Here is a 17,190-nt window from a genome sequence, read left to right on the forward strand (position 1 = left end):
TACGACCAGGGACGTTGGCAGGACGTTGGCTTCCTGGTTGGTCTCAGCGCCGGTCGACGTCCGCGCCGGTCGCGAGGTCGCCGCACTCGACGATCGTCACGTCGTGCGCCCCGAGGTAGGCCCGGCCGCCCTCGTCGCCGTGCAGCGTCGCGATGAGGGGACCGACGTGGTCGCTGCCGATCAGCACCGGGTGTCCGGGCCTGCCGTCGTACGCCGCGCGCGCCAGCGTCGCTCCGGTCGCCAGCACCCGCGCCACGACGTCCGCGCCGACGTCGGGCAGGTCGACGAGGGTGATCAGCACGTCGCACTCCGGCGGGACCTGCGAGAGGCCAGCGCGCAGGCTCGCGCCCATCCCGTCGGACCAGTCCTCGGCGACGACGACCTCGACCGGCAGGTCCTCGAGCAGGGTCCGCGCCTCTCCTGCCGCGGCACCGAGCACGACGTACACCCGCTCGCAGCCGCCCTCGGTGAGCACCTGCACCGACCGGCGCAGCCAGTCGTCGACCAGCGCCTTGGGGGTGCCCATCCGCCGACCTGCCCCGGCGGCGAGGAGGAGTCCGGTCGTGCCCGTCACGAGGTGCGGTCGGTGCTCTCGAAGTCGGCCTTCATCGCGGCCAGCGTGCGCCGGATGTTGCGGCGCTGGAAGTCCGCGAAGAGCTGGCCGCCCGTGACGGTGCGGTCGAAGGCGGCGGCCGCCCAGTCGGGCCAGGTGCGCTGGTCCGTCCAGGTCTCGGTGACCCGGGTGCCGCCCTCGACCGTCTCGAAGTCGTAGGCCCAGGTGGCGATGCGGCCCTTGACGCGGGGCGTGCGCGCACCGATCTTGCGTACGTCGAAGGCGAACCGCTGCCCCGGCTCGGAGGCCGTGACCACGCACCCGGTGATCCAGCGCGCCCGGCCACGCTTGTTGGTGCCGTCGAACCGCTCGTCGACCGTGAGCGGACGACCAGCCTCGGGCGTCGTCGCCCCGGTGTTCTCCCGGCTCCACCGAGGCATCTGCGTCGGATCGGCGACCTGCGCCCAGATCGTCTCGGCATCGGCGTCGATGACGACGCTGTCGCTCACCTGCATCTCGCGGGTCATCGGTCTCCTCGTGGTCGGTGGGTCGAGACTAGGTGAGGTCGTGGGCTGCCGAGCAGGACCGTCCACGTGGACGATTCGGTACGTCGCAGCGCCGGCCCTGCGCCGTACCGCCCGTGCAGCTTCGTCCACTCGGACGATTCGGACCGCGGCGCCCGGGAAATGGAGCAGGGCCCCCGTCCGAAGACGAGGGCCCTGCCGAATGGTGCTGGTGGAACGGGGCGGATCAGAAGTCCATGCCGCCCATGCCGCCCATGCCGCCGTCGCCGCCGCCCATGGCCGCAGCCTTCTCGGGCTTGTCGGCCACGACAGCCTCGGTGGTGAGGAACAGCGCCGCGATCGAGGCAGCGTTCTGCAGGGCAGAGCGCGTGACCTTGGCCGGGTCGATGATGCCCTCGGCGATCATGTCGACGTAGTCGCCCGTGGCCGCGTTGAGCCCGTGACCGGGCGTCAGGTTGCGGACCTTCTCGGAGACGACGCCACCCTCGAGACCGGCGTTGATCGCGATCTGCTTGAGCGGGGCCTCGATCGCGACGCGCACGATGTTGGCACCCGTGGCCTCGTCACCCTCGAGGTCGAGCTTGGCGAACGCCTCGGTGCCGGCCTGGACCAGCGCGACGCCACCTCCGGCGACGATGCCCTCCTCGACGGCAGCCTTCGCGTTGCGAACGGCGTCCTCGATGCGGTGCTTGCGCTCCTTGAGCTCGACCTCGGTGGCCGCGCCGACCTTGATGACCGCAACGCCGCCGGCCAGCTTGGCCAGGCGCTCCTGCAGCTTCTCGCGGTCGTAGTCGGAGTCGGACTTCTCGATCTCGGCGCGGATCTGGTTGACCCGGCCCTCGATCTGGCCCTGGTCGCCAGCGCCCTCGACGATGGTGGTCTCGTCCTTGGTGATGACGACCTTGCGGGCCTGGCCGAGGAGCTCGATGCCGGCCGACTCGAGCTTGAGGCCGACCTCCTCGGAGATGACCTGGCCGCCCGTGAGGATGGCGATGTCCTGGAGCATGGCCTTGCGACGGTCACCGAAGCCGGGAGCCTTGACGGCGACCGACTTGAAGGTGCCCTTGATCTTGTTGACGACCAGGGTCGACAGCGCTTCGCCGTCGACGTCCTCGGCGATGATCAGCAGGGGCTTGCCGGACTGCATGACCTTCTCCAGCAGCGGGAGGAGGTCCTTGACCGTGGAGACCTTCGAGTTGGCGATCAGGATGTAGGGGTCCTCCAGGACCGCTTCCATCCGCTCGAGGTCGGTGGCGAAGTAGGCCGAGATGTAGCCCTTGTCGAAGCGCATGCCCTCGGTCAGCTCGAGGTCGATGCCGAACGTGTTCGACTCCTCGACCGTGATGACGCCTTCCTTGCCGACCTTGTCCATCGCCTCGGCGATGGCGTCACCGACGGTGGTGTCGCCACCGGCGGAGATCGTGGCCGTGGCGGCGATCTGCTCGCGCGTCTCGACCTCCTTGGCCATGGAGAGCAGCTGGTCGGACAGCGCCGAGACAGCCGCCTCGATGCCGCGCTTGAGGCTCATCGGGTTGGCACCCGCGGCGACGTTGCGCAGGCCCTCGCGGACCATCGCCTGGGCGAGCACGGTCGCGGTGGTGGTTCCGTCACCGGCGACGTCGTCGGTCTTCTTCGCGACCTCCTTGACCAGCTCGGCGCCGATGCGCTCGTAGGGGTCCTCGAGGTCGATCTCCTTGGCGATGGACACACCATCGTTGGTGATCGTGGGGGCGCCCCACTTCTTCTCCAGGACGACATTGCGGCCCTTGGGACCGAGGGTCACCTTCACCGCGTCGGCGAGGGTGTTCATTCCCCGCTCGAGTCCGCGGCGGGCTTCCTCATTGAAAGCAATCAACTTTGCCATAACTCGTGAGCTTCCTTCGTCATGAGTCGAGTCTGTGTACGGCGCTGGTGGGCTGCCCGCGACGGACGATCCCCAGCCTCCGACGGACCCTTCCCGTCAGCGCCGACGACCTCAGCGTCACCTGCCGTGTTGTCACTCTCATGCCGAGAGTGCCAGCCTCATGTTTAGCACTCGGCCTAGGAGAGTGCAAACGTCAGGAGAGGTCCGCGAGCGCGGTGAGGCTCGCCGGTCCGCGGATGTCGCTGACGAGGTGGACGGTCGGCGTACCGACGTCCCAGGCGAGGATCCGTTGGCCTTCCGTGCTCACGGACGAGAAGAGGACCGTGTCCTCGTCGATCCAGGCGCGCGGGATGCAGCAGCCCTTGACGCGGGTGCCCTCCTCGCCCGGGCCGCGGTCGAAGGCCAGCACGCTCCGCTCCCCGCGCTGGTCCACGAAGATGACCTCCGGTGCCGCGAAGCGGGTGGGGCTGACCAGGTCGAGACCGGCGAACGCCGCCTGGGCGGTGCCACCTCGTCCGAAGACGACCGGCCCCCACGGCTGGTCGTCGGGGCCCGACCAACCGCGGACCCAGTCGATCGTGGCCGTCGTCGTCACCCCGGGCCCCACCGGATGGATGGTCCCTCCAGAGTCGTCGCCCAATCGCGATGGCAGCCAGATCTGGTCCGGCATCATCCAGCGCGCCTCCTCGGCCAGCCAGTCCGGGGTGTCGATGGTGGTCCACTCCCCCGTCACGAAGTCGAGCACCTCGAGCGAGCTCTTCTGGATGAAGAACGCGCTCTGCCGGTCTGCAGACAGTGAGTAGGAGGACAGCGGATTCCGTCGATTCCCGGCCTCGTCGGTGAGCGTCTCGAGTCGGGACGTGTCGATCTCGATGACGCGCTGGCTCGCGGTGAGCGCGAATGCCCGCTCACCCCGGCCGGAGAACAGCCCGACCACGGGCTCGCCGACCGCTTCCTCCTGCGCCGCGTCGAGGTCGACAACCGGCGGAAGCTGCGCGACGGACAGCGGCGGCAGGGACGACTCGTCCGTCACCGACGGAGCCCACCACACGTCCGCGCCGGCGTACTTCCCGACCTGTTCGGCCACCGGCGGCCCCGTCACCGGCGGGGTGGGAGTCGACGTCGGCGCGTCCACAGACGGGTCCGGAGCGACCCGACCGTCGGACCCGCCGACCAGCGCCACGCCGGTGACGACGGCAACGGTCGCCGCGACCGAGCCGACCACGGCAACCCGAGCACCGACGCGGCGGCGGGTTCCGTCCCGCCAGGCGCGGTCGATGGCGGCGGGGCCGGGTCCATCCAACGAGGGAGCCGCGTCGTGGAAGAGGTCGCGGAGGGCGGAGTCGGTCATGAGGTCTCCAGGGAGAGCAGGTCGCTGAGCTCGGGCGCGAGCTCGCGCAGCCGGCGCAGGGCCAGGTGGGCGGTGCTCTTGACGGTGCCGGCGGAGACGCCGAGGACGAGCGCGATCTCGGCCTCGGAGAGGTCGTCGAAGTAGCGCAGCACCAGCACGGCCCGCTGCCGTTCGGTCAGTCGACGCAGGGCATCGAGGAGCAGGAGCCGGCGCTCGACCCCGGTGTCACCCGGCGCCGTACGACCCGGATCGGGGACGTCGGAGACGAGCTCGAGCCGGTTGCGGCGCCACCAGGAGATGTTGTCGCGCACGAGGATCTGGCGGGCGTAGGCGTCGGGACTGCCGTCGCGCAACCGCGGCCAGCGCTGCGCGACCTTGGTCAGCGCCTCCTGGACGAGGTCCTCGGCGCGGCCGCGGTCGCCGGTCAGGAAGGTCGCGGTGCGCAGCAGCCGTGGCCGACGAGTCGTCGCCCAGGCCGTGAACGACTCGCGATCGTCCGGTTGTTGTTCCATGTCCACCTCAACGCCATCGTGCAACGAAAGGTTGGAGCACCTGAGCAGGTATTTGGACGGTGGGCGCGCCGAATGCCGCGTGTTGAGCGTCCATATGGCCGCTCAAGTCGCGTCACGACAGCCGCGAGGCGATCAGGTCGGCGAACGGCTCGGCGTTGCCGGGGACGATGTCGAGGTAGAGCCCCGGCTCGATCAGCTCAAGCTCGGACACGACCCACTGGTCGCCGTACGACAAGAGGTCGACGCGGACGTAGTCGAGCTCGCGCCCGAAGCGCCCGGTCAGCCAGTCGTTGGCCGCCAGCGCGACGGCCGCGATCGTCTCGTCGATCGGCACCGGCAGCGAGCCGCCGCCGAACTGCTCGTGCACGCGCACCTCGTCGCCCACCGGCAGCTTGTCGACCTGCGAGATCACCTGTCCGGCGAGCACGAACACCGACACCTCGCCGCGGGTGCGCACCGACTCCACGAGCGGTTGCGCGATCCACGGGCCGCCGACGGGTGGGTACGTCGGGTGGCTGCGCAGCGTCTGGCCGAGCCGCCCGTCGAGGGGGTCACTGACGACGATCAGCCCGGCACCGCCGGCGCTGACGCGGGGCTTGACCACGGCCGTGCCGAACTCGGCGATCGCGGAGCCGAACTCGGCCGAGGTCGCCGCGAGGCGGGTGGGCACGGTCGGGAGGGGGCCGAGCTCCAGGAGGTAGGACTTGTCGTGGTTCCACTCGAAGACGTCGGCGCCGTTGAGCAGGCGCGACTGGTCGAGCGACCTGGCCCAGGCCAGGAACTCCCCGGCGCGCACGGCGTAGTCCCACGTGGACCGGACCACCACGAGGTCGGCCGCGGCCCAGTCGACCGACGGGTCGTCCCACACCGCCCACGCGAAGTCGACCCCGCGGGCGACCAGCGCCTTGTCGAGGGCCTCGAAGCCGGGCTCGCCCTCGGGCATGCCGGCGAAGGTCGCGATCAGGACGGTCAAGGGGTCTCCGCAGGGTCGTCGTTGCTGCCGTGGAAGGTGTGCGCCGCGGTGTCGCGGTTGCTGCCCTCGACGTTGTCACCTTTCTCGATGACGACGAGGTTGTGGTAGCAGTGAACGGCCCTCACATGCTTGTCGGTGTAGCTCGACTCGTAGTCCTCGACGAGGAGCTCCTCGTGGTTCAGCCCGTCGACGAGGCTCTTGACGAGATCCATCGAGGTGCCCGTCGCACGCGGATCGACGGCGCCACCCCAGGCCGGCCAGTAGGACGTCTGGATGTCCTCGATGCAGTAGATCGCGCCGTCGGGCAGCAACGGGAAGAGGATCGCGAAGGTGGCCCGCACGTGCTCGGGGATGTGGCTGCCGTCGTCGATCACGACGAGCGGGGCGCCCTCCTCGGCGATGATGCGCTGCAGGATCCCGGGGTCGGTCTGGTCGCCGAGGTAGGTCTGGATGTGGCCGCCGTCGAGGAACGACTTGTCCTCGATGTCCAGGCCGACGATCCGCGCCCTCGGGAAGAACCAGCGCCACATCTTCAGCGAGGCGCCACTGCGGCGCTTGCGGGTGTAGCCGCCGATGCCGATCTCAAGCAGCACGAACTTCTGCTGGCGCAGGTGCTCGAGGTGGCGCTGGTAGTGCGGGGTGTAGCGGTGCACGCCCCACTTGTCGGTGCCGAACTCGACGGCCAGCTCGGTGAGGTCGAGGCCCATCAGCCGCTGCCGGCGCTCCGCCTTCGGGTCGGCGGCAGGAGCGTCCTCCACGGTCCGGACGCGGCCCGCCACGCGGCGTACGACGGAGGAAGCGGAGTGGCGAAGAGTCACCGGGGAACCCTAGCCCGCGGCCAGGACGTCCTCCGTGCGGCGGTGGCCGATGGTCTCGTAGCCGACGACCGTGACCCACGGCGTGGCCGCGAGCACGAGCAGGCACCACTCGAGCGGGACACCGGAGCGGGCCATCAGCACGGCGGCGACCACCACGCCTGTGGTCCCGCCGAGCAGCACCACGTGGAAGGGCTCGAAGGTGCGCGTGAGCAGCGTGTAGAGGCCGAAGGTGCCCAGGACGTACGCCGCCAGCGGCACCGCCACCGTGAGGACGGTCGCGAAGCTGCCGAGCTCGCTGTGGTGCTCGACGAAGAAGGCCGCCACGTGCAGCCCGGCACCCACGGCGACGAGGGCGGCCATGATGGCGAAGTGGCTGTAGGCCCACGGCAGCGCCCGCTCGCGGTGCCGGTGGAGCAGCTCGCCGTTGGGCAGCACGAAATAGATCCACCACATGCCGAAGGTCATCGCGACGCCTGCGAAGCCCAGCACCGCGACGTCCCACGTCCAGCCCGGCCCGTCCGGCCCGACGATCGCGCTCAGCGCAGCGACCGTGCCGAGCAGTCCCTCGCCGAGCGCGATGATGACGAGCAGGCCGTAGCGCTCGGCCAGGTGGTGGGCGTGCCACGGGATGCGGTGCTGGGTCGCGAGCCGCTCCCCGAAGACCGGGCCACCGAGCTCGATCAGCAACGGCACGACCATCGCGACCAGGGTCTCGCGGATGCTCAGGTCGGCGAGCGCGATCCAGCACCAGATGAGCTGCGAGACCACGATCGTGGCGACGTAGACGAGGGGCGCGCGGGAGCGCGAGGCGTCGCCCCGGTGGGCGCGCAGCCACATCGCCACCATCGGCACGCGCATGACGACGTAGCCGAGCACCATCACCCGGTTGTCGAGGTGCTCGCCGTGCTCGAGCGAGGCGAACATCGCGGGCAGCCCGAGTGCGAGGACCAGGACGCCGAGCATCTGCACCAGCACCATCAACCGGCACAACCAGTCGTCGGTGTCGTAGGCGCTGGCGAACCACGTGTACTGGATCCAGGCCCACGTGACCGCGAACATCGCGAAGGCGAAGCCGCCCAACCCGACGGCGAGGTGGTCGGCCGCCAGTGCGTGCGCCAGCTCGTCGGCCGCGAGCCCGAAGGCGATCACGAACGTCAGGTCGTAGAGCAGCTCGAGCGGGGTCGCGGTGCGGTGGGTCTCGTGCGGGTCGCGTCCGCTCATCCGCGTCACACGGTGCGCTTCGTCCTGGGTCACAGCCGACGAGTCTAGGGGCGATCAGTCGAGGGCGAGGCTGAGCGCGATCAGGGTCATCACGACCGCGATCGACCCGTCGAGGACCCGCCACGCCATCGGCTTCGCGAACAGTGGCGCGAGCCGGCGGGCGCCGTACGCCAGGGCGAAGAACCACACGAAGCTGCCCAGCGTGGCGCCGACCGCGAACACCCAGCGGCCGTCGGCGCCGTGCTGGTTGGCGATCGAGCCGAGCAGCAGCACGGTGTCGAGGTAGACGTGCGGGTTGAGGAAGGTCAGGGCAGCGGCGGTGGTCAGCGCCGCCCTGAGCGACGCCCCGGTCGCCGTCTCCCCGGCCCGCAGCGTCTCGGGGTGTACGGCGCGGCGCAGCGCGAGCACGGCATAGCAGAGCAGGAAGGCCACCCCGCCCCACTTGACGACCTCCAGCACGACCGGCGCCTGCTCGACGAGGGTGCCGATCCCGAGCACCCCGGCCCCGATCAGCAACGCGTCGGCGAGGGCGCACAGCAGCGCGACCGCGCCGACGTGCTCGCGCCGGATGCCCTGGCGGAGCACGAACGCGTTCTGCGCGCCGATGGCGATGATCAGCGAGAGACCGCTGCCCAAGCCGGCGAGCAGGGTGGTGGGCACGACCCGAGGCTAGGGGTCGCTGCTGGCCGCGGCGGCCTGAGGTCACCCTGCCGACGGCGCGTGGTGGCCGAAGGGCAGGTCGTCGGCGTACCCCAGCGCGGCGAGGACCGACGGCAGCATCGCCTTCGCCGTGCGCTTGTAGCCGTGGGTGCTGGGGTGGAAGCGGTCGAGGCTGAACATCTCGTCGGGGTTGGTGATGAAGAACGGCCCGACGACGTGCGCCAGCGACACCGCACGCGCGCCGTGGGTCAGCGCGGCCTCGCGCTGGGCGGCGGCCAGCTGGCGTGAGGCCCGCGACCCCAGGGCCCGCAACGGCTGGGGCACCGGACGCAGCGCACCGAGGTCGGGACACGTGCCCACCACGACCTCGGCGCCGAGCTCCTGCAGGGCGCCGATCGCCTCCGTGAGGTGCCGGATCGAGTCGGCCGTCGGGATCCGGTGGGTCACGTCGTTGCCGCCGACGACGATGACGGCGACGTCCGGCCTGTACGTCGCCGGCAACCCCTCGATCTGCTCGGCCAGCACGCTCGACTCGGAGCCCACGACCGCGGCCGTCCGCAGCCGCACGGCCCGGCCGGTGCGCTTCGCGACGCGCCGCGCCAGGCCGCCGCCGAGGGTGTGCTTGGGATGGTCGGCCCCCAGACCCGCGGCGATGGAGTCACCCAGCACCACGAGCTCGACGGGGTCGCCGTAGCGCTTCTTGTAGGTCTTGTCCGCGCTCGGCGCGACGTGCCCGAGCGGGTCGCCGATCCGGCTCCGGGCGACCGCCGCCTGTCGGCTCAGCATCTCCCGGGCGCCGTACGCCGAAGCGCCGGAGATCCCGCCCAGCACTCCTGCTGCCACTCCCAGTCGTGCCCACACCTTCGCGTCCATGGGCGCTTTCAACCACACCCATCGGAACCGCGGGCCAACAGGAGGTGGCCGGAGTCAGACGGCCGAGGGGAAGGGCGCCCGCAGGGCGTCACCGCCCGACGCGTGCGCCGGCACCGGCGGCGCGACGTAGGGGCCCGGCTTGGGCCTCGGGCCACCTCCCGGCAGCGCGAGTCGCAGGATCTTGCGTGGCACCGACCACCACTGCTGGAGGAACGGCCCCGTGTTGTAGGGCAGCTCGTAGGCCTCGCAGATCTCCTTGACCCGCGGCGCGATCTCCTTGTAGCGCGAGGAGGGCATGTCGGGGAACAGGTGGTGCTCGACCTGGAAGCTGAGGTTGCCGCTCATCAGGTGGAACAGGTCGCTGCCCTCGATGTTGGCCGCTCCGATGAGCTGGCGGAGGTACCACGCACCCTGCGACTCGTCCTCGGCCTCGGACTTGGTGAAGACGTAGGCCTGGTCGGGGAAGTGACCGCAGTAGATGATCGCGTTGGTCCAGACGTTGCGCGCCACGTTGGCGGTGAGGTTGGCCGCCAGGGTGCGCTTCCAGCCGCGCCCGCTCAGCAGCGGGAAGGCGATGTAGTCCTTGAACACCTGCCGACCGGCCTTGCGGCCGATGGCACGCACCTCGTCGTGGAGCTGCTCCTTGGACTTGCGTCCCTTCTTGACCGCGGGGAAGTCGAGGTCGTAGATCGCGATGCCCCACTCGAAGAACATCGCGAGCAGCACGTTGTAGGCCGGCTGGGCGAGGTAGGCCGGCTTCCACCGCTGGCGGTGGTCGATGCGGATCGTGTCGTAGCCGACGTCGCGGTCCTTGCCCAGGACGTTGGTGTAGGTGTGGTGCACGAAGTTGTGGGAGTGCTTCCACGCGCTCGAGGGCGTGACGTTGTCCCAGTCCCAGGTCGAGGAGTGGATCTTGGGGTCGTTCATCCAGTCCCACTGGCCGTGCAGGATGTTGTGGCCCAGCTCCATGTTCTCGAGGATCTTCGCCACGGAGAGGCCCGCGGTGCCCGCGACCAGCATCGGGGTGAAGCGGGAGTTCATCAGCGCGATCCGCGACAGCGCCGCCAGGCGTCGGTGCACCTTGACGAGGCGCCGGATGTAGGCGGCGTCGGTGGCGCCCAGCTCGGCGAACACCTCGTCGTGGATGGCCTGCAGCTCGCGGCCCAGCTCCTCCACCTGCTCGGGCGTGAGCCGGTTGAGCGGATGGTTCGGGTCCTCCATCGTGCCTTGCTTGTCGGCAGCGACCGGGGTGGGATTCATCGTTGACTCCTCGCGTTGGTTCCCTTGATGACCACGTGGCCCTCGTCCAGCTCGATGGGACCTTCGGGTGCGTTGATGCAGGTGCGGATCGACTCGCCGGGGATGCCGCTCACCTCGCCGGTGCGGAGGTCGCGCACGCGACCGTGGATCAACGTGCACTTGCACGTGTGGCACACGCCCATGCGGCAGCCGTGGGGCAGCGTGCCGCCGGCCTGCTCCCCCGCCTCGAGAATGGAGGTGCGGCCGTCGCTCGTGGCCTCGAAGTCGGTCACCCGGAACCGGATGACGCCTCCCTCCCCGGCGGCCACCGTCGCGTCCCCGCCGATGACCGGCTGGAACCGCTCGAGGTGGAGCAGGTCGCGGTCGCCGTGCTCGTCCCAGTGGGCGACGAAGGTGTCGATGAGCTCGCCCGGGCCGGACAGGAACGTCGTCCGCTCGCGCCAGTCGGGGCACAGCCGATCCAGGCCGTCGGGCGCCAGGCGGTCGTGGTCGCGGCGGTAGTGGGTCACCAAGGTGTAGCCCGGCTCCCGCTCGTCCGCGGCCGTCAGGGCGCGGCCGAAGATGAAGTCGTCCTCGTCGTGGCAGCAGTGCACGTGCACCACGTCGCCCAGCCCGTCGCGCGCCGCCAGTCCCCGCAGGAGGCTCCACACCGGGGTGATCCCGCTGCCGGCGGTGATCATCAGCAGCTTGGCGGGCACCGGCTCCGGGACCGCGAAGCTCCCCTCCGCGTCACCCAGGAAGACGATCTCGCCGGGCTGGCACAGCTCGGTGAACCACGGGGACACCGCGCCCTCGTCGACGTGCTTGACGGTGATCGAGAGCAGTCCGTCGGGGTGGTCCGGGTCCGAGGTCAGTGTGTAGGCGCGCCAGTGCCGGATGCCGTCGATCTCGACGCCCACACGCAGGTACTGCCCGGCGCGGTGCCCGCGCCAGGGAGCGGAGGGCCGGATCGCGATGGTGCTGCAGCTGGGCGTCTCGGGGGTGATCGAGACGACGTGCCCGCGCAGCTCGCGCATCGACCACCGGGGGTTGAGCAGCTCGAGGTAGTCGTCGGGCACCAGCGGTGTGGTCAGCGTGCGCCCCACCTTGACGAGCGTCCTCCGCACTTGGGAGATCTGGGGTCGGGCTGCGCGTTCCACCACGGACTGAGCCTTTCCGACGGGGCCTCGCGGCCCGGGCGTTGCCCCACGCGTGAGGTGGGTCACACCCGACAACGAGGACCGGCAGGGTGGGTTACGCCGGCGTAACCATGGCGGTTGAGCGCGAATACTCACTCGCCGGGCTGCCGGACGGGTGCACGCTGTGCAGATGAACGCCTCGATCGACAGCGCAGGCCCCAGCCCCATCCCCGAGGAACGCGCCGCCTGGCTGCGCCGTGAGCTCGACGACTGGCAGCGCGCCGGGCTCGTCGATGCCGCGCAGGCGGCGGCGATCGGCTCCCGCTACCGCGGTGTCGCGGCTCATCGCCGCGTCTCGCTCGGCCGGATCCTCCTCGTCCTCGGCGCCGCGTTCGTCGGGGTCGGGCTGATCTGGCTGGTGGCCGCCAACCTGGACCAGCTGCCGCCCCTGCTGCGCTTCGCCGCTGTCGCCGCGATCTGGCTGGCCCTGATGGCGGGCGCCGAGCTGTCGCGGGCGGCAGGCGCCGTACGAGGAGCCCTGCGCCTGATGGCGTCGCTGGCCTTTGGCGCGGTGATCTTCCAGGCAGCGCAGTCCCTCCAGGTGCCCGCCTTCTCGCCCGCGCTGATCGGACTGTGGGCGGCCGGCGCTCTCGCCCACGCCTACGGGTTCCGGGCGCTGATGCCGCTCGTGGTCGGTGTCGTCACCGGGGTCGGCTGGTGGATCGCGCAGCCGCTCTGGGACGACGGCAGCGTCGCCGGTGCGGTCGTCGGGTTCGGTACGGCGGGGGTCGCCGCGATCTCACTGGCCGTCATCCACGACCGCGGGCTCACCCGCTTCGGCCAGGTGTGGCGCTCGGTCGGCGCCCTGCTCGGGATGGTCAGCCTGTTCATCGCCGCCGTGCCCTACACGAACACCGACGCCTTCGAGTGGGACGGTTGGCTGGTCGCCTCGCTGGTCGTCGCCACGGTGGCCGCCGCCGCAGCGCTGGTCGTCGCACGGGGCCGGGCCCGCCTCGAACCCGTCGTCGCCGTCGGGGTGCTCGCCGTCGCCGCCCTGATGGTCCGCTGGGACACCGGCACCGACACCTCGCAGGTCGACCTCGCCGACTGGGCCCATGCGGCCGTGGGCGTGGTCGCCTTCGTCGCCCTCGCGGTGGCACTCGTCGCGATCGGCACGCTGCGCGACAACCCCGTGCTGACCGCGCTCGCGATGGTCGGGCTGGTCGCCTTCACGACCTTCCAGAGCTTCGCGGTGTTCGCCGCGATCGTGCAGGGGGCCTGGCTGTTCCTGGTGCTCGGCCTGATCTTCCTCGCGACCGGCTTCCTCTTCGACCGCGCCAGGCGCGAGATCGCGGCCTCGCTCGAGGACCATGCGGACACCGACCAGGAAGGAGCGGGACGATGAACAGGCTCGTCACCCTCGCGGCCGTGGTGGTCGCCCAGGCAGCACTCGTGGGCGTCGCGGTGGCACCCCAGCTCTCGGCCCGGGCCACCGGTGACACCTACCAGCTGCGGGTCGCCCCGCTCGATCCGATCGACCCGTTCCGCGGGGCCTACGTCACGCTCGACTACCCCGACCTCCAGCACGACCGGCAGGGCGACTCCGACGGCGGGCCGCTCTACATCACCCTGGTCGACGACGGCGGCGTCATGGTCGCCGACGAGTTCCTGCGCGAGCGCCCCTCGGGCGAGCAGCCCTACCTCGCCTGCGACGACCGGGACTGGAGCGTCGAGTGCGGGATCGACAGCTTCTTCCTGCCGCAGGACGAGGCCGCGGCCATGGAGGACATGTTGCGCGACGGAGCGATCGCCGAGGTGAAGATCGACGGACGCGGACACGCCGCGCTCATCGACGTACGCGCTCCCAAGTGAGGCCTCAGGGGCGGCTGGTCAGCCGCCGGCGACGGCGGGGATGACCGAGATCTGGGTGCCGTCGGGCGTCGCGGTCTCCAGGTTGTCCAGGAAGCGCACGTCGTCGTTGCCGACGTAGACGTTGACGAACCGGCGCAGGTTGCCCGCCTCGTCGAGGACACGACCCTTGATGCCGGCGTAGTTGGCGTCGAGGTCGTCGAGCACGGCTGCCAGGGTCGCGCCGCTGGCGCTCACCTCGGACTCACCGTTGGTGTAGGTGCGCAGGATGGTCGGGATGCGGACCGAGACGCTCATGGAAGTTCCTTAGACGAGGTTGGCGGCAGTGAAAGCAGAGTAGGTCGGCTCGATGGTCGCCGCGGCGCCCACCCGGTCGGAGATGGCATCGAGCGTCTTGAGGCCGTGGCCGGTGTTGATGACCACCGTCTCGAGGGAGGTGTCGAGCTGGCCCGTCTCGACGAGCTTCTTCAGGACGCCGACGGTCGTGCCACCGGCGGTCTCGGTGAAGATGCCCTCGGTGCGGGCAAGCAGGACGATGCCCTCGCGGACCTCGTCGTCGGTGATGTCCTCGACGGCACCACCGGTGCGGCGGCAGACGTCGAGGACGTAGATGCCGTCGGCGGGGTTGCCGATCGCGAGGCTCTTGGCGATCGTGTCGGGCTTCACCGGGCGGATGGCGTCGGTGTTGGCCTTGTAGGCGACGCTGACCGGCGAGCAGCCGGTCGCCTGCGCGCCGAAGACCTTGTAGGGCTTGTCCTCGACGAGGCCGAGCTTGATCAGCTCCTGGAACGACTTGTCGACCTTCGTCAGCTGGGAGCCGGAGGCGACCGGGATGACGATCTGGTCGGGCAGGCGCCAGCCGAGCTGCTCGGCGATCTCGTAGCCCAGCGTCTTGGAGCCCTCGGCGTAGAACGGGCGGACGTTGACGTTGACGAACGCCCAGCCCTCCTCCTCGCCGGCGATCTCGGAGGCGAGCTTGTTGACGTCGTCGTAGTTGCCGTTCACGGCGACCAGCCGGTCGGTGAAGATGGCCGAGTTGACCTGCTTGGGCTGCTCGAGGTTGCTCGGGATGAAGACCACGGTCTTGATCCCGGCCCGAGCACCGGCCGCGGCGACCGCGTTGGCGAGGTTGCCGGTCGAGGGGCAGGCGAAGACCTTGGCGTCGAGCTCGCGGGCAGCGCTGAGCGCGCAGGCGACGACGCGGTCCTTGAAGGAGTTGGTGGGGTTGGTCGAGTCGTCCTTGACCCACAGGTTGTCGATGCCGAGCTCGCGACCCAGGTTGTGGGCCTTCAGGAGGCGGGTGAAGCCGGGCTCCATGTTGGGGCTCTGCTCGATGTCGCTGGGCACGGGCAGCAGGGCCTTGTAGCGCCAGATGTTGGCGGGGCCGGCGGCGATCTCCTCGCGCGTCACGACCGGGAAGTCGTAGGCCACCTCGAGCGGGCCGAAGCACTCCGGGCACGCGTAGTGCGGGCCGAGCTCGACCTCGTGGCTGCACTCGCGACAGACGAGCACACGGGCATGACCGAAGGCACCCTCTCGAAGCGTCTTCGCGGGCGCGTTCTCTGCAACAACAGACATGTCGAAATCCTCCTTCTCATCTACCCCGGCGCGACTTTCGCTCCGGGACGGAATTGGCACCGTTTCCGCGACTTCCCGCAGAGCGAGAAGGAGGTTCGTGGCGGTTGCCGGGACTTCGTCGGGCCGTTCCCTCAGTCCCTCGTGATGAGGGCTCTAGGTTAGACAGGCCGTCTCAGCATGTGCACATCGAGTCCACATGCTGGCACGCACCTGTCTCACCAGGACGTCTGGTCGCACGCCGAGGACGGTGACTCGACCTGGAGCGTGGCGTGCTCGACGCCGTACTCCTCCCGCAGCAGCACGCGCGCGGTCGCGAGCACCTCGCCCACCTGCCCCTCGGCGGCCAGCAGGTGTGCGGTGGCGACGTGCATGCCGGAGGTGAGGGTCCAGACGTGGAGGTCGTGGACGCCCTCGACCCCGGGCACGCCGAGGAGCGACGTCTCGAGGGCCGCGGGCGACAACCCGGCCGGCGCGTGCTGACCGAGGACGGCGAGGACCTCGCGGCCGAGCAGCAGGGCGCGTACGGCGACGAACGCCGCGATCGCCAGCGCGACGACCGTGTCCCACCAGCCGTCGCCGGTCCGTGCGACGAGCACCCCGGCCACGATGACGCCGACCGAGCCGACGGTGTCGGCGACCACCTCGAGGTAGGCGCCCTTGACGTTGAGGCTCTCGGCCGCTCCCCCGCGCAGGAGGAGCAGCGCGACCACGTTGACGACGAGGCCGAGCGCACCGACGAGCAGCATCGGGCCCGCGTCGACGTCGGGAGCGTCGCCGAGGCGACGCAGCGCCTCGAGCGTGACGTAGGCCGCGGCGGCCAGCATGAGCAGCACGGTCAGGCCGGAGGCGAAGACCTCGGCGCGGTAGGAGCCGAACGTCCGCATGCCCGTGCGGTCGGCCCGGGTGGCGATCCGGGTCGCGACCAGCGCCGAGGAGAGCGCGACGACGTCGGCTGCCATGTGGCCGGCGTCCGAGAGCAGCGCCAGCGACTGCGCCAGCCAGCCGACGACGAGCTCGACGACGAAGAACGAGCCGACCAGTGCGCACGCGACCGCGAGGCGCCAGCGGTGCCGCGCTCCCGGGTGCGAGGGCGGGTGTCCGTGTCCGTGACCGGCGCCCATGGGTCAGCCTCGTGCGTCGGCGGTGAGCTGGCGCAGCAGGTCGAGCACTCCGTCGGGGCCCGGCACGATCACGTCGGCGAGCGGCAGCAGCGCCGACTGCTCGTCCGAGGCGGCGCAGACCAGCAGCGTCGCCAGCCCCTGCTCGCGCAGCTCGGCGACCGCCTCGAAGGCCTCGATGTCACCGAGGTCGTCACCGGCGAACACGAAGCCGCCGGCGGCCTGCTCCTTCACCAGCGTCTGCACGGCATGGCCCTTGTGCTGCCCGTCGGAGCGGACCTCGATCACGTTGCGCCCGGGCTCGACGATCAGGCCATGGGCGTGCGCGAGCTCCGACATCGGCTCCAGCAGTCGCGAGAACGCCTCGTTGGCGTCCGGCAGCCGTCGGGTGTGTACGGCGACCGCCAGCCCCTTCTCCTCGACGAAGGCCTCGCTCGCGCCACTGCGCCGCAGCAACGCGGGGAGCTCGCGTTCGAAGGTGGACAGGCCGTGCGGGGGGCGCGGTGAGATGACCCGCCGCTGCGTGGACGACCAGCGCTCGTTGCCGTACTGCCCGAAGACGAACAGCTCCTTGCCGTGGTCGCCGATCGCGTCGCCGACCTCGTCCAGGCCACCGAGGGCCAGGACCTGCCGGGCGGGCCGACCGGTGACGACCGCGACGGCTCGCACCAGGTCGCTGAGGTCGATGAGCACCTGGGGCGCGTCGGCGTGGATCAGCGCCTGGGTGGGGTCCTCGACGATCGGGGAGAGGACACCGTCGAAGTCGAGTCCGACGACGACCTCATCGACGCGCGCGACGATCTCGGAGTAGCGCTGGCTGGCTCGTGCGGAGGTGAACTCCATGTGGAAAGCCAACCACGCGGACGTTATCGGTGGTTGAGGAGGCGCCCCGGCGCCG

Annotated in this window: 18 protein-coding genes and 1 riboswitch; of the genes, 2 read left to right on the forward strand and 16 right to left on the reverse strand. The window is 70.6% G+C overall.

Translation table 11 applies throughout. The features are described 5' to 3' along the window. Positions 1–43: 43 nt before the first annotated feature. The 12 genes from C9J87_RS13345 to C9J87_RS13395 form a co-directional block, all read right to left on the reverse strand. Positions 44–574 (reverse strand): nucleotidyltransferase family protein, encoded by a 531-nt coding sequence (locus C9J87_RS13345; protein ID WP_232820046.1) that lies wholly within the window; start codon positions 572–574, stop codon positions 44–46. Further along, positions 571–1,080, reverse strand: coding sequence for an SRPBCC family protein (locus C9J87_RS13350; protein WP_107705755.1), 510 nt, complete (start codon positions 1,078–1,080; stop codon positions 571–573). The genes C9J87_RS13345 and C9J87_RS13350 overlap by 4 nt, the downstream gene beginning before the upstream one ends. A 223-nt stretch (positions 1,081–1,303) precedes the next feature. Then, positions 1,304–2,941, reverse strand: coding sequence for a chaperonin GroEL (groL, locus tag C9J87_RS13355; RefSeq protein WP_036490046.1), 1,638 nt, complete (start codon positions 2,939–2,941; stop codon positions 1,304–1,306). Between the two features lie 193 nt (positions 2,942–3,134). Then, positions 3,135–4,292, reverse strand: coding sequence for a hypothetical protein (locus tag C9J87_RS13360; RefSeq protein ID WP_010831657.1), 1,158 nt, complete (start codon positions 4,290–4,292; stop codon positions 3,135–3,137). Then, positions 4,289–4,804 carry a SigE family RNA polymerase sigma factor gene (locus tag C9J87_RS13365; protein ID WP_107705756.1) on the reverse strand — a complete coding sequence of 172 codons (516 nt, stop codon included), beginning with the start codon at positions 4,802–4,804 and terminating at the stop codon, positions 4,289–4,291. The genes C9J87_RS13360 and C9J87_RS13365 overlap by 4 nt, the downstream gene beginning before the upstream one ends. Before the next feature lie 112 nt (positions 4,805–4,916). Continuing rightward, the gene (locus C9J87_RS13370) at positions 4,917–5,777 is read right to left on the reverse strand and encodes an ATP-grasp domain-containing protein (RefSeq protein WP_010831655.1); all 861 of its coding nucleotides are present in this window, start codon (positions 5,775–5,777) and stop codon (positions 4,917–4,919) included. Then, positions 5,774–6,595: a hypothetical protein gene (locus tag C9J87_RS20005; RefSeq protein WP_198016936.1), complete on the reverse strand. Its 822-nt coding sequence runs from the start codon at positions 6,593–6,595 to the stop codon at positions 5,774–5,776. Before C9J87_RS20005 ends, C9J87_RS13370 begins: the two co-directional genes overlap by 4 nt. Before the next feature lie 9 nt (positions 6,596–6,604). Further along, the gene (locus C9J87_RS20010; RefSeq protein WP_010831653.1) at positions 6,605–7,849 is read right to left on the reverse strand and encodes a low temperature requirement protein A; all 1,245 of its coding nucleotides are present in this window, start codon (positions 7,847–7,849) and stop codon (positions 6,605–6,607) included. A gap of 21 nt (positions 7,850–7,870) precedes the next feature. Then, positions 7,871–8,476: a LysE/ArgO family amino acid transporter gene (locus C9J87_RS13380; RefSeq protein ID WP_010831652.1), complete on the reverse strand. Its 606-nt coding sequence runs from the start codon at positions 8,474–8,476 to the stop codon at positions 7,871–7,873. Between the two features lie 42 nt (positions 8,477–8,518). After that, the gene (locus tag C9J87_RS13385) at positions 8,519–9,349 is read right to left on the reverse strand and encodes an SGNH/GDSL hydrolase family protein (RefSeq protein WP_198652351.1); all 831 of its coding nucleotides are present in this window, start codon (positions 9,347–9,349) and stop codon (positions 8,519–8,521) included. A gap of 54 nt (positions 9,350–9,403) precedes the next feature. Beyond that, the gene (locus C9J87_RS13390; protein ID WP_232820047.1) at positions 9,404–10,609 is read right to left on the reverse strand and encodes a fatty acid desaturase family protein; all 1,206 of its coding nucleotides are present in this window, start codon (positions 10,607–10,609) and stop codon (positions 9,404–9,406) included. Next, the gene (locus tag C9J87_RS13395) at positions 10,606–11,751 is read right to left on the reverse strand and encodes a ferredoxin reductase (RefSeq protein ID WP_107705757.1); all 1,146 of its coding nucleotides are present in this window, start codon (positions 11,749–11,751) and stop codon (positions 10,606–10,608) included. Before C9J87_RS13395 ends, C9J87_RS13390 begins: the two co-directional genes overlap by 4 nt. Before the next feature lie 166 nt (positions 11,752–11,917). On the opposite strand from C9J87_RS13395, the gene C9J87_RS13400 reads away from it, so the two are divergent. Both C9J87_RS13400 and C9J87_RS13405 read left to right on the forward strand, forming a co-directional pair. Then, positions 11,918–13,132: a DUF2157 domain-containing protein gene (locus tag C9J87_RS13400; RefSeq protein ID WP_157953197.1), complete on the forward strand. Its 1,215-nt coding sequence runs from the start codon at positions 11,918–11,920 to the stop codon at positions 13,130–13,132. Further along, positions 13,129–13,599 (forward strand): GDYXXLXY domain-containing protein, encoded by a 471-nt coding sequence (locus C9J87_RS13405; protein WP_107705759.1) that lies wholly within the window; start codon positions 13,129–13,131, stop codon positions 13,597–13,599. Before C9J87_RS13400 ends, C9J87_RS13405 begins: the two co-directional genes overlap by 4 nt. Before the next feature lie 18 nt (positions 13,600–13,617). Here C9J87_RS13405 and C9J87_RS13410 read toward each other — a convergent pair whose 3' ends face one another. The 4 genes from C9J87_RS13410 to otsB form a co-directional block, all read right to left on the reverse strand. Further along, entirely contained in the window at positions 13,618–13,893 is a 276-nt protein-coding gene (locus C9J87_RS13410) for a MoaD/ThiS family protein (protein ID WP_107705760.1), read from the reverse strand. 9 nt (positions 13,894–13,902) lie between these two features. Continuing rightward, positions 13,903–15,174, reverse strand: coding sequence for a threonine synthase (gene thrC, locus C9J87_RS13415; protein WP_107705761.1), 1,272 nt, complete (start codon positions 15,172–15,174; stop codon positions 13,903–13,905). Between the two features lie 13 nt (positions 15,175–15,187). Then, a riboswitch (SAM riboswitch) is annotated at positions 15,188–15,325 on the reverse strand. Between the two features lie 64 nt (positions 15,326–15,389). Further along, entirely contained in the window at positions 15,390–16,295 is a 906-nt protein-coding gene (locus C9J87_RS13420; protein WP_010831642.1) for a cation diffusion facilitator family transporter, read from the reverse strand. 3 nt (positions 16,296–16,298) lie between these two features. Next, a complete protein-coding gene (otsB, locus tag C9J87_RS13425) occupies positions 16,299–17,135 on the reverse strand; it encodes a trehalose-phosphatase (protein WP_107705762.1) in 837 nt (278 codons plus the stop codon). Between the last annotated feature and the right edge of the window lie 55 nt (positions 17,136–17,190).

It is taken from the genome of Nocardioides allogilvus, from assembly GCF_003047285.1.
Lineage (GTDB): Bacteria > Actinomycetota > Actinomycetes > Propionibacteriales > Nocardioidaceae > Nocardioides > Nocardioides allogilvus.

Coding starts and splice junctions, on each gene's coding strand:
- C9J87_RS13420 (WP_010831642.1), bottom strand. CDS start 16,295: ATGGGCGCCGGTCACGGACACGGACACCCGCCCTCGCACCCGGGAGCG.
- groL (WP_036490046.1), bottom strand. CDS start 2,941: ATGGCAAAGTTGATTGCTTTCAATGAGGAAGCCCGCCGCGGACTCGAG.
- thrC (WP_107705761.1), bottom strand. CDS start 15,174: ATGTCTGTTGTTGCAGAGAACGCGCCCGCGAAGACGCTTCGAGAGGGT.
- C9J87_RS13385 (WP_198652351.1), bottom strand. CDS start 9,349: ATGGACGCGAAGGTGTGGGCACGACTGGGAGTGGCAGCAGGAGTGCTG.
- C9J87_RS13400 (WP_157953197.1), top strand. CDS start 11,918: ATGAACGCCTCGATCGACAGCGCAGGCCCCAGCCCCATCCCCGAGGAA.
- C9J87_RS13405 (WP_107705759.1), top strand. CDS start 13,129: ATGAACAGGCTCGTCACCCTCGCGGCCGTGGTGGTCGCCCAGGCAGCA.
- C9J87_RS13410 (WP_107705760.1), bottom strand. CDS start 13,893: ATGAGCGTCTCGGTCCGCATCCCGACCATCCTGCGCACCTACACCAAC.
- C9J87_RS13390 (WP_232820047.1), bottom strand. CDS start 10,609: ATGAATCCCACCCCGGTCGCTGCCGACAAGCAAGGCACGATGGAGGAC.
- C9J87_RS13365 (WP_107705756.1), bottom strand. CDS start 4,804: ATGGAACAACAACCGGACGATCGCGAGTCGTTCACGGCCTGGGCGACG.
- C9J87_RS13350 (WP_107705755.1), bottom strand. CDS start 1,080: ATGACCCGCGAGATGCAGGTGAGCGACAGCGTCGTCATCGACGCCGAT.
- C9J87_RS13360 (WP_010831657.1), bottom strand. CDS start 4,292: ATGACCGACTCCGCCCTCCGCGACCTCTTCCACGACGCGGCTCCCTCG.
- otsB (WP_107705762.1), bottom strand. CDS start 17,135: ATGGAGTTCACCTCCGCACGAGCCAGCCAGCGCTACTCCGAGATCGTC.